The sequence below is a fragment of the Roseateles chitinivorans genome (genome assembly GCF_050632235.1).
Taxonomy (GTDB): domain Bacteria; phylum Pseudomonadota; class Gammaproteobacteria; order Burkholderiales; family Burkholderiaceae_C; genus Roseateles; species Roseateles chitinivorans_A.
Map to the genome: position 1 here is coordinate 2,790,591 of NZ_CP192584.1, position 15,280 is coordinate 2,805,870.

General features: G+C 69.6%; 13 protein-coding genes and 2 pseudogenes. 9 read left to right on the plus strand and 6 right to left on the minus strand.

The genetic code is table 11. From position 1 onward, the window contains the following. Positions 1 to 85: 85 nt before the first annotated feature. From ACQ859_RS12715 to ACQ859_RS12730, 4 genes are all read left to right on the plus strand, one after another. Positions 86 to 2,251: a TonB-dependent receptor domain-containing protein gene (locus tag ACQ859_RS12715; RefSeq protein ID WP_431266533.1), complete on the plus strand. Its 2,166-nt coding sequence runs from the start codon at positions 86 to 88 to the stop codon at positions 2,249 to 2,251. Between the two features lie 180 nt (positions 2,252 to 2,431). Next, positions 2,432 to 2,635, plus strand: a complete 204-nt coding sequence (locus ACQ859_RS12720; RefSeq protein WP_431266084.1) for a hypothetical protein — start codon at positions 2,432 to 2,434, stop codon at positions 2,633 to 2,635. Between the two features lie 287 nt (positions 2,636 to 2,922). Beyond that, positions 2,923 to 3,282 (plus strand): hypothetical protein, encoded by a 360-nt coding sequence (locus ACQ859_RS12725; RefSeq protein WP_431266534.1) that lies wholly within the window; start codon positions 2,923 to 2,925, stop codon positions 3,280 to 3,282. A gap of 718 nt (positions 3,283 to 4,000) precedes the next feature. Then, complete coding sequence (locus tag ACQ859_RS12730; protein ID WP_431266535.1) at positions 4,001 to 4,360, plus strand: hypothetical protein; 360 nt, start codon at positions 4,001 to 4,003, stop codon at positions 4,358 to 4,360. A gap of 172 nt (positions 4,361 to 4,532) precedes the next feature. Here ACQ859_RS12730 and ACQ859_RS12735 read toward each other — a convergent pair. Next, positions 4,533 to 7,093: pseudogene (locus ACQ859_RS12735) on the minus strand (penicillin acylase family protein). 227 nt (positions 7,094 to 7,320) lie between these two features. Here ACQ859_RS12735 and ACQ859_RS12740 point away from each other — a divergent pair. Continuing rightward, a complete protein-coding gene (locus tag ACQ859_RS12740) occupies positions 7,321 to 7,986 on the plus strand; it encodes a DUF4291 domain-containing protein (protein ID WP_431266085.1) in 666 nt (221 codons plus the stop codon). On the opposite strand, the gene ACQ859_RS12745 is transcribed toward ACQ859_RS12740, so the two are convergent. From ACQ859_RS12745 to ACQ859_RS12755, 3 genes are all read right to left on the minus strand, one after another. Continuing rightward, positions 7,973 to 8,122, minus strand: coding sequence for a hypothetical protein (locus ACQ859_RS12745; RefSeq protein ID WP_431266086.1), 150 nt, complete (start codon positions 8,120 to 8,122; stop codon positions 7,973 to 7,975). The two genes, ACQ859_RS12740 and ACQ859_RS12745, sit on opposite strands and share 14 nt — an antisense overlap. A 91-nt stretch (positions 8,123 to 8,213) precedes the next feature. Next, a complete protein-coding gene (locus ACQ859_RS12750; RefSeq protein ID WP_431266087.1) occupies positions 8,214 to 8,528 on the minus strand; it encodes a DUF2968 domain-containing protein in 315 nt (104 codons plus the stop codon). A gap of 101 nt (positions 8,529 to 8,629) precedes the next feature. After that, the gene (locus ACQ859_RS12755; RefSeq protein ID WP_431266088.1) at positions 8,630 to 9,148 is read right to left on the minus strand and encodes a hypothetical protein; all 519 of its coding nucleotides are present in this window, start codon (positions 9,146 to 9,148) and stop codon (positions 8,630 to 8,632) included. Positions 9,149 to 9,445: 297 nt separating this feature from the next. On the opposite strand from ACQ859_RS12755, the gene ACQ859_RS12760 reads away from it, so the two are divergent. The 4 genes from ACQ859_RS12760 to ACQ859_RS12775 are packed head-to-tail and all read left to right on the plus strand — an operon-like array spanning position 9,446 to position 13,854. Next, positions 9,446 to 10,129, plus strand: a complete 684-nt coding sequence (locus tag ACQ859_RS12760; RefSeq protein ID WP_431266089.1) for an MEDS domain-containing protein — start codon at positions 9,446 to 9,448, stop codon at positions 10,127 to 10,129. A gap of 14 nt (positions 10,130 to 10,143) precedes the next feature. Continuing rightward, on the plus strand, positions 10,144 to 12,162 hold the full coding sequence (locus ACQ859_RS12765) for an ATP-binding protein (protein WP_431266090.1): 2,019 nt from the start codon (positions 10,144 to 10,146) through the stop codon (positions 12,160 to 12,162). Positions 12,163 to 12,170: 8 nt separating this feature from the next. After that, a complete protein-coding gene (gene dusA, locus ACQ859_RS12770; RefSeq protein ID WP_431266091.1) occupies positions 12,171 to 13,247 on the plus strand; it encodes a tRNA dihydrouridine(20/20a) synthase DusA in 1,077 nt (358 codons plus the stop codon). A gap of 25 nt (positions 13,248 to 13,272) precedes the next feature. Beyond that, positions 13,273 to 13,854: a methylated-DNA--[protein]-cysteine S-methyltransferase gene (locus ACQ859_RS12775; protein ID WP_431266092.1), complete on the plus strand. Its 582-nt coding sequence runs from the start codon at positions 13,273 to 13,275 to the stop codon at positions 13,852 to 13,854. 69 nt (positions 13,855 to 13,923) lie between these two features. On the opposite strand, the gene ACQ859_RS12780 is transcribed toward ACQ859_RS12775, so the two are convergent. Further along, positions 13,924 to 14,349 (minus strand): cupin domain-containing protein, encoded by a 426-nt coding sequence (locus ACQ859_RS12780; protein WP_431266093.1) that lies wholly within the window; start codon positions 14,347 to 14,349, stop codon positions 13,924 to 13,926. Positions 14,350 to 14,435: 86 nt separating this feature from the next. Beyond that, positions 14,436 to 15,268: pseudogene (locus ACQ859_RS12785) on the minus strand (AraC family transcriptional regulator). Positions 15,269 to 15,280: the final 12 nt, after the last annotated feature.

Here is a 15,280-nt window from a genome sequence, read left to right on the forward strand (position 1 = left end):
GTTCCGCCTTCTTCCCCTCCTGAGCACCTTGATCGCGTCCGCCGCCTGGGCGGACGAAGCGCCTGCAGAGCGTCCCGCGAGCGCAGTGGCGGCCCCTGCGTCAGCAGCATCCGCTGCATCCGCCGCGTCGGCACCCACGGTCACGCTGTCCCAAGTTACCGTCTACGGTGTCCGCAGCGTCGCTCCGGGCAAGACCATGATCAGCCCCAACGAGATCGAGCGGCAGCAGGCGCTGACCGTCCAGCAGTTGCTCGACAACCTGCCGGGCGTCGACCTCAACGGCAGCTTCCGCCCCGGTGGTCAGAGCCTGAACATGTGGGGCTTCGGCGATGTCGAGGACATCCGCGTTCAACTCGACGGCGCCAACAAGGGCTTCGAAAAGTACCGGCAGGGATCGATCTTCATCGAGCCCGAACTGATCAAGCGCATCACCGTCGACAAGGGCGCACACTCGGTGCGCTACGGCAACGGCGGCTTCGGTGGCACGGTGCTGGTCGAGAGCAAGGACGCCGAGGATCTGCTGCGCCCCGGCGAGCGCATCGGCGGTCTGGCCAAGGTCGGCTGGGCCAGCAACGACGACCAGCGCATCGTGTCGGGCAGCGTCTTCGCGCGCGCTGAGCCCGGCACCGCGCTGCCGTGGCAGTTCCTGGTCGCGGTCACCGGACGCGACTCCGGCAACCAGGAGCGCGCCGATCACACCGTCTACGAGTTCTCCGAGACCCACAGCCGCTCCGCGCTGGCGAAACTGACGTTGCAGCTCGGCGAGAGCCGGTTGACGCTCTCCGACATCGAGGGCCGGAGCAAGGCCTGGGCGCCGTTCGCCGCCAAGCGCGACGAAGTGCCCGCGCCGACGCCCGCCGAGATCGCGAAGTACGGCGAACGCGAAGCCTGGCTGCGCAAGGTGCTGTGGCGCGACCAGACCGATCGCACGCAGTCGCTGCTGTGGAGCTATGCGCCCGCGTCCCAGCCGCTGCTGGACTTGCAGGTGCGGCTGACCCAGTCGTCCAGTCGCCAGGACGACCAGCGGCCCGACAGCATCACCAGCGACTTCGCGGCCAGCCTGGGCAAGGAGAGTCACGCGACCTACCGCGACCGGCAGGTCGACCTGACCAACACCGCGCGCTTCGACTTCGCCGGTGCATCGCACGCGCTGGCCACCGGTCTGCAGGCGCAGCGCCATGACCGCGACACGCTGATGTTCCTGCACACCCGGACGAAGGACGCCAGCTACAACTACGGCTGGCTGCAGCCGTACTACATGCCGTCCGGCGAGCAGCGCACCGTGTCCGGCTGGGTGGAGGACGAACTGCGCGCGGGGGCCTGGACGATCACGCCGGGCCTGCGCTACGACCAGGTCCGCACGGCGGGGCAGCCGAACTTCGCGCCGCGCTACAACGACCCGGCCGCCGGCCATGACTACCGTCCGATCCATCACAGCGGCTGGTCGCAGCACCTGTCGGCGAAGTGGCAGGCCACGGCCACCACCGCGCTGTTCGCGGACGCCGGCAGGACCTGGCGCGCGCCGGTCATCGACGAGATCTTCGAGGTGCAGTCCGCCGCGAGCAGTGCCCCCGCGACCAGCCGCGGCCTGCGCAAGGAGCGCGTCACCGCCTTGCGCGGCGGTCTCAAGCACGAACGCACCGACTGGCTTGCCAGCGGCGACGCGCTGGCCGCGACGCTGACGGTGTTCCGCAACCTGGTGCACGACAACATCCACAAGCGTTTCGGCATCTTCGTCGCGCCCGGCACCGAGCGTCCGCCCAACCTGCCGTTCTACCGGAACCTGCCCGGCTACCGCAGCGAGGGCGCGGAGGCGGAGACCCATTACGAGCAGCGCCGGGGCTTCGCCAGCCTGTCGCTGGCCTGGATGCGGGGCGAACATCGCGGCTCCATCCGCGATCCCTGGGCGGTGAAGAACCAGCCGCTGATCGACATCGGCGCGCCCAAGGCGGTCGTCGTGATCGGCGGGAAGTGGCCGTCGCTGGGGCTGGCCGCCGGCTGGCAGGGCAAGTTCGTCGCGGCGCAGAACAAGGTGCCGGACGACGAGATCGTGCCGTACGCGCTGCCGCCCGCGAAAGGCTACGGGCTGCACGGCCTCTTCGCGCAATGGCAGGGCCGCGGCGCCTGGGCCGACACCAAGGTGCAGCTCGCGGTCGACAACCTCTTCAACCGCAGTGTGCAACCCTATCTGGCCGAGCAGGTCTATGCGCCGGGGCGCAACATCAAGCTGACCTTCGGTCAGCGACTGTGATCTGAGGACACGGGTTCGGCTCCAGCGAGCCGAGCGCCCGGCGTCGTGTGATTCTTGACACGGGATGAAGAGTGGAGGGCGGTGCCGGACGTCGCGTAGGGAACGCGATCCGGGATCGCGGGCACATAGGCCGCATCAAGACGACCCCATGGTCGTTTCCTCCACTCCTCGGACATCCTCATGAGCAGAAATGGCGTGCGCGTCGTCGACCTCACCGCACGTTTGGGCGGGCTGGCGCTGCAGCAGATCAGTGCAGCCTGGTCCCGTGACGCGGTGCGTCAGGCGGTGTCGCTGGGCGATCTGTCCGGCGTGCCCGTCATCGACTGGGTCCGCCCCCGTTTCCCAATGACGACCTCCAGGCACCCGGCGGTCCCGTCGCGCTGATCGTGATTCTGGGGCCGGGCTTCGTCCAGCGCGCCGTGGAACTCGTGCAGCGGGCCTGGTCCGCGGCCGTCCCGAGCGTGCGCGTGCTGCTCCTGCCCGGTGCCATCGTCGAAGACCTGACCCTCACGCCGATGGTGACGGCCGACAGGTCGTCCACCCGACTCCTCCGATTGCCCGACAGCAGCGCGGACGCGCTCTGGTTCGTGTTGATCGAGGAGCTCAACCGGCTGTCGGCGCAGCACGGGCTTGTCTCCCTTCACCATTCCCCCACCCCTGATGAGGACACCATGAGCAATCTGAAGCAATCGATGGACACCGCGATGACGATCGACGGCGCGCTCGCCGCCGCGCTGGTCGACCACCGCAGCGGCATGTGCCTGGCCCAGGCCGGCACCGTCATGAACCTGGATCTGGCCGCCGCCGGCAACACGCAGGTGGTGCGCGCCAAGCTCAAGACGATGGAATCGCTGGGCCTGCGCAAGGGCATCGAGGACATCCTGATCACGCTGGGCGACCAGTACCACCTGATCCGTCTGGTGCCCAGCAACGTGGGCCTGTTCCTGTATCTGGTGCTGGACAAGGCCAAGGGCAATCTGGCCCTGGCCCGCTACAAGCTGACCGAGATCGAGCGTTCGCTGCAGGTCTGAGGTCCCTTCGTCCGGAGGGCGTCAATGGCGTCAAGGGCAGCGAGGGAAAGCGGGCGCTGGGCGCCCGGATGCACCGCGCTCGGCCACGCGGGTCGTGACCTTCGGCACGCAGGACGCCTGCAGCAAGCCCTGACCCCCAAGCATGGGGGCGCGCTTTGCAAGCGCTTTCTTCACACTCCGCGCCGAGCGGCCGAAGAGCCGTCTCCTCCACTCTCGGGACCCCTTCATGAGCAGATCCGGTGTGCGTGTCGTCGACATGACGGCCCGCCTGGGCGGTCTGGCCATCGGCCAGACCGGCGCGACCTTGTCCACCACGGAATCCCGCCAGGCGATCGCGCTGAGCACGACGCCGGGCATGCCGACCATCGACTGGGTGCGTCCGCCGTATCCCAACGACGACCTGGGCGCCGCCGACGGCCCCGCCGGGCTGCTGGTGATCGTCGGGCCGGGTTCGGTCCACGGCGCGCTGGACCTGCTGCGCCGCGCGTGGGCCGCCGAGGTGCCCGCCGTGCGCTTGCTGCTGATGCCCAGCGCCATCGTCGAGGAGATGACCCTCGTGCCCATGGTCACCGCGGCCACGCCCTCCACGGTGCTCTACCGCCTGCCCGACAGCAGCCCGGAAACGCTGTGGTTCGTGCTGATCGAGGAATTCAACAAGCTGACGAGCCGGTTCGGGCTCACCTCCCTGCAACCCACCCCCTCCCTGAACAAAGACACCATGAGCAATCTGAAGCAGTCGATCGACGCCGCCATGACCATCGACGGCGCACTGGCCGCCGCGCTGGTCGATTTCCGCAGCGGCATGTGCCTGGCCCAGGCCGGCACCGCAGTGAACCTGGACCTGGCCGCGGCCGGCAACACGCAGGTCGTGCGCGCCAAGCTGCAGACGATGGAATCGCTGGGCCTGCGCAAGGGCATCGAGGACATCCTCATCACCCTGACCGACCAGTACCACCTGATCCGCCTGGTGCCCAACAACGCCGGCCTGTTCCTGTACCTGGTGCTGGACAAGAACAAGGGCAATCTGGCCCTGGCCCGCTACAAGCTGACCGAGATCGAGCGCGCGCTGCAAATCTGATCGCGCCGACCGCCTCGGCGGTCACACGGGTCGCCTGGGTGATCGGACGGATCGCCTCGGCCATCGAACCACGGCCGGCCGTGCCGCCTCGACCTCGAGGCAGCCGGCCGGCCGTGTCGTTCCGGGCCCGCGCGTCTCCCGACGCGCGGACCGCCCGCCGATCACTCGCTGATCACTCGCTGATGGTCTTCGTCGAGAAGGCCGTGTCCTTCGTGATGTCGGCCTCGGAGAACGGCACCTTCTGCCACTGCCCGGCGCTGTAGGCGCGCGTGTAGTCGGCGTAGTGCGCCGACGCCGGATCGTCCGACTGCGAGAAGGTCAGGAAGGTGTAGGCCTCGACGCCTTCGCCGGGGAAGCGCACCACCTGCATGTAGCTGTTGGCGCTGGTCGCGGTGTTGAGGTCGTAGCCGCCCTGGTCCAGCCGGGTGAGCGAGCAGGCCACCGTGTAGTAGCCCTGCGGCTGGCCGCAGCCGCCGAACAGCGGGATCTTGTCGCTGCCGCGCGTGGCGAAGAGGGTCTCGCCGCGGGTCGCGTTCATCGCGAAGCCGCTGGCCTGCACGCGCAGGATCGACGCGCCGAAGGCCTGCTGCAGCGTCGTCTTCACGGCCGGGTTCAGGTCGCGCGGCGTGTGCAGCGGATCGGCGCTGCTGAAGGGCACCGCGAACAGCGAGGCCTCCGGGATGCGTGAGGCGCGCGCCCAGAACTCGTCCCACAGGTGCGCGCCGCGTGACGCGAGCAGCGCCTTGCCGTCCCAGGCCTGCAGCACCGCGCAGGCCTCGGTCGGATCGACGCTGCGCGCCGGGCTGAAGGTCTCGCCGGTGGCGGGATCGCCGCTCACGGTGAAGGCCGTCGGCGGCGCGCAGAACATCGCGACCGCCTGGTCGCGGAAGAGTTCCGACGTCAGCGTGCGGCTGTTGAGCACCATGGCGCGGACGGTCTCGCTGGTGGCCTTGTTGCCGGCATACCCGTCGGTGCCGGCCAGACGTCCCTGCGTGAGCAGGTGCGCCAGCCGGGTGCGGAAGCTGATCGACGCCGTGCCGGCCGGCCCGAGGATGTCCGGATAACCGGTCAGCGGTGCCGCGGTGTTGGCAAGCCAGTAGCTGTCGTTGCTGTTGAGCACGTAGTCGTCGCGCAGCAGGCTGGGCATGCGGGCCGGGCCGAGCGCGCCGGGCTGCTTCGAGTCGGGATCGCTCTGCCAGTCGCAGCTGCTCTTGGAACCGTCGAGCACCGGCGTGCGCGGCAGGGCGGCGCTGAGCGCGGTGGTCAGCGCCGTGGCGCAGCTGGTGAGCTGCGAGGCCGACACGTTGGGCATCGCGCCGATGTCGGCGTACCAGGCCTGGCCGGCGCCGCGCGCGACGGCGACGGTGTTGACCCAGGGGATGGCGGACTCCTCGCGCTGGATGGCCTGGAATTCCTCGAGCGTCTTCGCCTGGCTCCAGCGCAGCCACACGCGGAACACGCGGAAGTTGTCGCCGTTGATGTCCCGGATCGCGAAGGCCGTGTTCGAGTTCCAGCCCAGTGCCGCGTTCAGCGCGCCGAGGTTGACGATCGGGCCGTACTGCGACTTGTAGAGCGTGCGCGAGACCGGCGCGACGCTGCCGTCAGGCTGCTTGACCTGCACGGTGATGGCGCGGGCGGTCATCTTCACGGCGGCGCCGTCGCGCTGGTAGCTGGTCGGGTCACCGGGCGTCAGCGTGAGCTGGAACAGGCCGTAGCGGCGCGCGGCGGAGACGGTGTGGCTCCAGGCCACGTTGTCGTTGTAGCCGATGAGCACGACCGGCTGGGCGAGGAAGGAGGCGCCGGCGACGTTGAGTTCGCCGGGCACGGTCAGGTGCGCCTGGTAGAAGCGGTCCGGGCCGCGCCAGTACCAGTGCGGATTGCCGAACAGCAGCGGGCTGGCGTCGCCCGTGCCCGCGGTGCCGAAGCCGATCATGTTGCTGCCCACGCCGTCGTTGCCGCCGACCTGGAAGTCCGGCAGGTGCGCGGTGGCGATGGTGAGCGGCCGCGGCGCCGCGTCGCGTGCGCGCCGTGCGGCGGTGGACTTGCCGGCAGTGCCGGCGGTTCCGGCGGCCGAGGCCATCGTGGGCGCCGCGGTCGCGGGCGCCGTCGCATTGGCGATCTGCGCGACGAAGTTGCTGTAGCCCGCCGCGAAGTGCGCGGCGTACATGCGGCGGAAGATGTCGGTGTCGGTGACCGGCACGACCCAGGCCTCGTTGCGGCAGGCCGCGTGGGCGGTGGATTCGGCGCCGGCCTTGATGTCGCGGACGTAGCGGTTGTAGCCGGCGGCGAAGCCGGCGACCAGCTGCTTGAGCTTGTCGGGCTGCGCGGCGATGAAGCGCTGCATCACGTCATCGTTGAGGACGTGGCGGTGATAGAAGTCGGAGTCGATGTTCTTCGGCTGGCCGATGGTGCCCTGGAAGGGCACGACGGCGTCGGCGCCGAAGTGGCGGGCGCGTTCGCCGCGGAAGGTGAGCATCGAGTTGGCGATGGTGCACAGGTCGTCCTGCGCCTGCGCGTAACCGTAGCCGTAACCGGCGCCGCCCCAGTCGGCGGCCTTGATGTGGGGCACGCCCATGGCGGTGCGGCGGATCTCGGCGCTGTACTTGGAGGCGGGGGGCCATCGCCGTTGTCGTCGTCACCGCCGCAGCCGGCCAGCAGCGCGGCCGATCCCACGGCCAGCGTCAACGTCATTGCATACAGCGGACTCCTGCCGCGTCGATCGGAAAGTCGCATGTCTTGTCTCCCTGTGCTCTGGTGGTCGGCGCGCCGGGGGCGGGCCGTCTCCGTCGAAGCATAGAGCGCCGGCCCGGTCGCGTCTGTCCCCCAGGATGGTTGGACCGCGCGGCAATGAAACAGGACTTGATGAAAATCGTTGTAGGTTGTATTGTGCAACCTTGAGAGTTGTATTGGACAACTGTCAATGCGAAAAATGAGCAGAGCAACCGAAGAACAACAACAAGATGAATGCCAAGAATCCCACGCCCGTCGTCAGTCCGCCGCCATTGGCCGTTGAGGCCCACCTGACGCAGCAGGCGCTGCATTGGCCCAGGGAGGGGGCGCATGTGCTGGCGCACTTCGACGATCGGTCGATCGTCGTCTATCAGGCCTACCGGCCGAGCATTGGCCGCTACGCGCTGGCGCATGGCCGCTTCGGCGGTCCCGACTACAGCTTCGACCGCATGAGCTGGATCAAGCCCAACTTCCTCTGGATGATGTATCGCTGCGGCTGGGGAATGAAGGAAGGGCAGGAGATCGTTCTGGGACTGCGCCTGCGCCGCGAGTTCTTCGACGACGTCCTGCGACAGGCCGTGGCCTCGTCGTTCGCCGCCTCGGGCATGTCGAACCGGGACGCGTGGGCGGAGGCGGTGCAACGGTCGGATGTCCGCCTTCAGTGGGACCCCGATCACGCGCCGAGCGGTGCGAAGCTCCAGCGGCGCGCGGTCCAGCTCGGGCTTCGTGGCAAGGTCTTGAGGGCGCTGTCCGAAGAGGGGCTGCTGGAGGTGATCGACATGTCGCCGTTCGTCGCATCGCAGCGGCCTTGGGCGACCGATGAGTCGTCGGAACTGGTCACCCCGGTTGAACGCGTCTATCGCCCGAAGGGCGATGCCGGGCTCACTGCCGCTTGAAGTACTGCACCTCCCGCTCGTGTTTCTCGGCGGCCTCGCGGGTGTCGAAGGTGCCGAGATTGCGGCGTTTCCCCGTCTTGGGATCGGGGTTGCGGGAGTACAGGCGGTACTGGCCGTTGCTGAGCTTGCGGATCATGGCGTGCTCCTGGTGCGCGACGGCCGCGTGGGCCGCAGACGTCCAGTCTTCGCCGTTCCCGGATCGGTGTCTGTAGGACGAGGCGCTGCCGCTAGCGGGATGCCGACGACATCGCCCCCGCCGCACGTCCCGGCAGCAGGGCGGCCCGCTTCTCGGCCTGCCGCACGTAGTCCTCGTAGGCGCGGGTCGCCTCGGCGCTGTCGCGGCTGCGCAGCATCGCCACGACCGAGCCCTGGCGCGTGAGCGACACGAAGTATTGCGAACTCTCCGCGTTCCAGACCAGACGCGCCACCTCGTCGCCGAAGCGTGCGCGGCGCAGCGTCTCGACCTCGTAGCCAGCCACGCGCGGATCGCCGCGCGAGATCACGGCCTCGCCCGTCGTCGCCGAGATCTCGCGCGCCGCCATGGGCGCATCCGCCTTCGGTCCGGGTGCGCGCGCGAGGGCGTCGAGCTCAGGCGCCGGGTTCGCTCGAAGCGTCGGTGGCAGGGGCGGAATCGCGGACTGGATCATGGGCGGCGTGGCGAGCACCGCAGGGGGACGCCGGTCTGCGGCGGAACGGGCGATGAAGAGATCGCCGGGGTCGCCAAGACCGCGCCGGCAGCCATGACCGAGGGGATGCGCGCCGACGGCTCGGGTTCCACGGTCATCTGGCCCAGCAGCACCGGCCGCCCGACCTCGCCCAGGCCGGCCATGCGGCGGAAGCTGTCGTAGCTCCGCCAGGCCTCCGCCTCGTCGTTGGCGGTGAGCGTGCGTCGCACCGTGCCCTGTTGTGTCACGGCGACGTAGTACTTCTTTGGGAGCGTCGTCCGTGCCCAGACCTGGATGGCGATGTCGTCGACCTCCGCATGCCGGGTCACGACCACTGTCTTCGCCGCCATCCGCTTGCGGAGGTCGGCGATGTCGGCGAGCTCGGACTTCGCCAGGTTCGAGGCCGGTCCGCTGCCCGTCGACGGCGACTTTGCCGCCCGGGGTGTCTTTGCTGCCGGTGCCGCTCCTTGGGTCGCATGCGCCGACGGCAACGCCATGCCCGCGGCGATCAGCAGCGCGAGGACGGGGCCGCGAAGGTGCGGAAGGCCGCTGGCAGCGCCAGGCGGGCGACAGGACGGGAACATCGGACGAGGAGAGCAGGAGACCGCGGGGCGGCTGGGATGGTACGACGTGCGCAAGGTTTGGCGTCGCCGCATTCAGGGGCCCTGAAGCAATTGGAAACAAGCTTCTGCCTCGAAGGAGGGGTGACAGGGCGCCGGTCCTGCGCCAGGGAGGCCGGTGTCGGCGCGCGAATACACTTGGCGTGGGCCGCATGGGCCTGACAAGGGGCTCTCATGTGCAACAGAACGTCCATCCTGCCGGCGCTGGAGAAGATGCAGCCGGGTGACCACTACTGCGGCATCTTCAGGAGCGACGCGGACCAGCGCAGGATCACGGTGGACTTCGTGCGCCTGGGCATCGAGCGCCGCGAGAAGATGCTCTATCTGGTGCATCTGCAGACCGCCGAGCGGCTGCGGGCGACCCTGCTGGAGGCCGAGATCGACGTCGACGCCCTGGTCGCGAGCGGTCAGCTGATCGTCCAGGCGGCCAAGGACGTCTACCTCATCGACGGGGTCTTCGACCCGCGGATGATGATCGAGATGCTCGGCCGCGAGACCACCCGCGCGCTGGAAGCCGGCTATACCGCGCTGCGCGTCACCGGCGAGATGTCCTGGGCCCTGGACGGCGACCCGGGGTCGGAACGCCTGGTGGAATACGAGGCGCTGCTCAACGAGTTCTACGCCACCGGCGCCAGAACCTATTCGATCTGCCAGTACGACCAGCGGCGCTTCGACGCGGAGCTCATGCTGGACATGCTGCACACCCACCCCCGCGTGCTGCTGGACACCGAAGGCATCGACAACTCGTCGATGTATTACGTGCCGCCGCAGGCCTTCCTCGCCGTGGATCGCAACGGCGGCATCCTCGAAGCGCGACTCGCGAATCTGACCGGCAGCGCGACCGCAGGTCCGATCTGACCCGCCGCGACGCAGTGACCTTCGAGCTGACGTCCTTCGTGCAGGAACTGATGGCGCTGCGGCGCCCGCAGGACCTGCTGGAGCACGCCCGCCGCGCGGCCGGCGAGGTGGCGGGACAGCCGGCCTTCGCTTCGCATCTGCAACCGGGGCGCAGTTGGGAGCAGGCGACCGTCGCGAAGGGCGGGACCGCCGGCGTGTCGGCGGTCGCCGTCCGCTCGGCGCTGCACGCGCTGCATCGCCGGCTGTCGCTGGCGGGCGGCCCGCTGCGGCTGGCGCATGGCGACGAGACGGCCGCGGTCTTCCGTGCCCTGTTTCCCGAGGGGCCGCCCGGCCTGAGCGTCGTGCCGCTGCGCAACCGCGCCGGACGACTGACCGGCGCGCTCGTGGTGGGGCATGCCGGACCGGACGGGACGACGGGTGCCGACGAGACCTTGCAGACCATCGCCTCGCTCGCGGGCTCCGCGCTGGAGACGGCCTGGCATCACGCCGGGGCGCTCCGGGACCAGGAGCGGATGCAGCTGTTCTCCGAGACCACGGAGGAGAGTCTCTGGGATTGGCAGGTGGCCCTCGACGACCTCTGGTGGGGCGGCCACGTCGACCAGCTCTTCGGCGGCGTGGGCCGCGGCGCGATGCGATCGGACTGGCGTCGCACGCGCGTCCATCCGGACGACGCGGACCGGGTGATCCGGGCCTTCGACGCCGCGCTCCTCGGCGACGCTTCCGCCTGGAACGCCGAATACCGGCTCCGGGACGTGGACGGCCGCGCCGTCCACGTGCGCGAGCATGTCTACTTCCTGCGCGAGGCGGATGGACGCGCCCATCGCGCGATCGGCACGGTGCGCGACATCACCGCGTTGAAACTGCTCCTGCTGGGCGAGACCGCCGCGCGCGCCGACGCGGAACGTGCGAGCGGCGTGAAGGACGAGTTCCTCGCGATGCTGGGCCACGAGCTGCGCAATCCGCTGGCGCCCATCGTGTCGGTGCTCACGCTGCTGGAGCGGCGCGCCGGCGGTCCGGACCGGCCGCTCGAGATCCTGCGCCGACAGACGCAGCACCTGATCCGTCTGGTGGACGATCTCCTCGACGTCTCCCGCATCAGCAGCGGCAAGGTCGAACTGTCCCTGCGCCGCACGGAGATCGGGCCGCTCGTCCACCGGGCGCTGGAGATGGTGCACCCCCTGATCGAGCAGCGACGCCATCGGGTGGTCCTCGAACTCGACGAGGGGCTGGCGATCGATGCCGACGCCGCACGCATGACGCAGGTGCTGTCCAACCTGCTGGCGAACGCGGCGAAGTACACCGAGCCGGGCGGACTCATCACGGTCGTCACCACCGCCGTCACCTCGGCCGAGGGGGATGACGTCGTCGTGACCGTGCGGGACAACGGCATCGGCATGTCCGCCGAGGCGCTGACGACTGCTTTCGACCTGTTCACGCAGGGGCGGCAGGCCTTGGACCGCGCGCAGGGCGGCCTGGGGCTGGGGCTGAGCATCGTCAGGAACATCGTGAAGCTGCATGGCGGGACGGTGGAGGCGCGCAGCGGCGGGGTCGGGCAGGGCTCGGCGGTGGTGGTGCGGATGCCGCGCTCCCGCTTGTCGTCCGAGGAACGGGCCGGTGCCACGCCGACGCCGGCGCCGCGGGCGCCTTCGAGGGAGTTGCTGGTCATCGACGACAACGAAGACGCCGCGAACCTGCTGGGGCAATTGCTGGTCGAACGCGGGCATACGGTGAGGATCGCCCATCATCCCGACGAGGCCTTGCGCCTTTTCGACGAGCGGGAGCCCCAGGTGGCCTTCATCGACATCGGGCTGCCGATGATGGACGGTTACGAGCTGGCGCGCCGGCTGCGCGCGCAGACCCGCGGCGGACGATCCTCCGAAAGGCCCCGTCTGGTCGCGCTGACCGGCTACGGACTGGCGTCGGATCGGGCGCGGGCGCTCGCGGCGGGATTCGATGAACACGTGGTCAAGCCCGTCTCCCCGGAGCGCCTGGAAGCACTCATCGCCCAGCTGATGACGCCGTCGGCGGGATAATCGGCCGCATGTCCTCGAAGTTTTCTCCCTGGCGTCTGTCCGTCGCACCCATGCTCGACTGGACGACGGCCGACTGCCGTTATTTCCATCGGCTGCTGACCCGCCACACGCTGCTCTACACCGAGATGGTGACGACCGGCGCGATCCTGCACGGCGACAAGCCACGGCACCTCGATTTCAACGAGCAGGAGCACCCCGTCGCGCTGCAGCTCGGCGGCTCGGAGCCCGCCGACCTCGCCGCCTGCGCGAAGCTGGCCGAGCAGTGGGGCTACGACGAGGTCAACCTGAACTGCGGCTGCCCGAGCGAGCGCGTCCAGCGTGGCGCGTTCGGCGCCTGCCTGATGGCCGAGCCGGCGCTGGTCGCCGACGGCGTCAAGGCGATGCGCGACGCGGTCGCCCTCCCGGTCACCGTCAAGCACCGCATCGGCATCGACCGGATCGAGAGCTACGACTTCGTCCGCGACTTCGTCGGCCAGATCGCCGAGGCGGGCTGCGAGGTCTTCCTCGTCCATGCGCGCAACGCGTGGCTGCAGGGCCTGTCGCCGAAGGAGAACCGCGACATCCCGCCGCTGCGTTACGAGCTGGTGCATCGCCTCAAGCGCGAGTTCCCGCATCTGACGATCGCCATCAACGGCGGACTCAAGACGGATGACGAGATCGCGGAACAGCTCCACCATGTCGACGGCGTGATGATCGGCCGGCAGGCCTATCACGAGCCCTGGCAGATGGCGCAGTGGGACCAGCGCTTCTTCGGCGAGGCGCAGGCGCCGGTCGCGAGCCGCGAGGAGGTCGAGGCGCAATGGCTCGTCTATCTGGACAGGCAGGTCGCGCTGGGCCGGCCGTGGTCGCAGGCGATGCGGCACGCGCTCGGCCTGTGGAACGGCCTGCCGGGCGCACGCCGCTGGCGCCAGGTGTGGTCGGACCACAAGCTCAAGGCGATGGCGCCGCGCGAGGTCGCCAAACTCGCCACGGACGCGCGCGTGCAGGCGGCCGAGATCGCGATGCAGCATCCCGCCTTCAAGCCGCCGGTCGAGGCGTCGATCGCGTCGGCCTCGCCGGTCAAGCCGGCTCCTGTCACGAACTGACCGCGTCGCGGATCAGCATCGCCCCATGGCGCCGCAGGTGTTCTTCCATTGCTATCCGACTGTGCTCGGCCACTGCGGCATCGCGTGGACGGAGCGCGGCATCGTCGCGTCGCAGTTGCCGGAGGAGAGCCTGTCCGTCACGCGCGATCGCATGTGGGTGCGCTTCCCCACGGCGCGCGAGGAGGCGGACTTCGAGCGCCTGCCCGAAACGGTGAAGCAGGCGTGCCTCGGCGTACGTGCGCTGCTCGACGGCGAGCCGCGCGACCTGCTCGAGATCGAACTCGACGACAGCGCGGTCCCGGCGTTCGATCGCGAGGTGCTCGCGCTCACGCGGCGCATCCCGGTCGGGCAGACGCTGACCTACGGCGAAGTGGCCACGCGACTCGGACAACCGAGCGCGGCGCGGGCGGTCGGCCGCGCCGAAGGCCACAACCCGTTCCCGCCGATCGTGCCCTGCCATCGGGTGATGGGCGCGCCCGCGGCCGGCAAGGCGGCGAACCTCACCGGCTTCTCCGCGCCGGGCGGCGTCGTGACGAAGCTCAAGATCCTCGCGATCGAGGCGCGCGCGACCGGGCAGCAGGTCGGCGAGCAGCAGGACCTGTTCTGAACTTCTGAGCTTTTGAGCTTCCGGGCGATCGAGCTTCCGGTCTTTCGAGATCGGATCCTTGATCTCCGATCAGACCCACCGGTCGTTCGGCTGCGTGCGCTCGTTGCTTTCCGCGCCGGTATTCACCACGCCGCGCGGCTCGACGACCAGGATGTGCGTCTCCTGCTCGGCGCTGGGCTTGTGCTCGACGCCGCGCGGGACGACGAACATCTCCCCTGGGCGCAGCGTGACCGCGCCGTCGCGGAACTCCAGTCGCAACTCGCCGGCCACGACGAGGAAGGTCTCGTCGGTCTCGGCATGCGCGTGCCAGAGGAACTCGCCTTCGACCTTGGCGATCTTGAACTGGTAGTCGTTCATCTCGGCCACGACACGCTGCGACCACTGTTCATGCAGCAGCGACAGCTTGTCGGCGAGGTTGATGGCACGGTAGTCCCGCGGCGGGACCGGGGCGGCAGCAGTCGTGCTGTCGGCGTTCGTGGCGTTCGAGGTGGTCATGGGGGTCAAGGCGATCGGCGCGCAGGAGTCTGTCGGAGCGCCCATCTTGACGACCGGCCGACGGCCCGTCTTGAACGATCGTGCGTCTACGGCAGCCGGCGAGGCGCCGGCGCGCCGGACATGCGAAGCCATCGCGCCGGCGTGACGCCGAAGGCGCTCGCGAACTGGCGCGTCAGGTGGCTCTGGTCCGCGAAGCCGGCTTGCACCGCGCATTCCGCGAGCGGCTGTCCTGCGAGCATCAGCCGGCGCGCCAGGTCCAGCCGCCTCAGCGTGAGGTAGCGGTACGGGCTGGTGCCGAAGCTGGCGCGGAAGTCGCGCGAAAGGCTCCATCGATCGCGCCCTGCGGCATCGGCGAGTTCATCCAGCGTGACGGCGCAGTCGAGCCGGTCGTCCATGAATTCGCGCGCGACCAGGGCGGCGCGGTAGTCGCCGCGCACAGGTCGCGGCGGCGAGCCGGCCGCGAGCTGCAAGGCGGTGGCGAGTTCCAGCAGCCCGTCGTCCTGCTCCAGCGCGTCGAGCGGTGCGGCGAGCTGCGCCAGCAGTGCGCGCGTCGCGCGAGCGAGTCGAGGATCCGTCGACACGCCGCCCGGCACGAAGGGCAGGGCGACGCCGCCGAGCATCTCCTGCAGCCGCGCAGGCGCCAGGTAGAGGATGCGATAGCGGAAACCGGCGTCGGTGCCTGCGTGCCCGTCATGCGGCTCGTCGGGATGCAGCACGACCGTGTGCCCGGCCAGGCTGTGCCGCAATGACGAGCGGTAGGTGAAGGACTGGACACCGCTCAGCGTGCTGCCGATGGCATAGGTGTCATGGCGATGCGGCGTGTAGGCCTCGCCATGAAAAAGGCCTCGAGTCGATCGAGGCCGTCCTGGCCTGCGCCGTGGCGCACCCAGTCGGTGTCCGCGGCGCTGGCGTGTGTCATGGCAGACGCAGC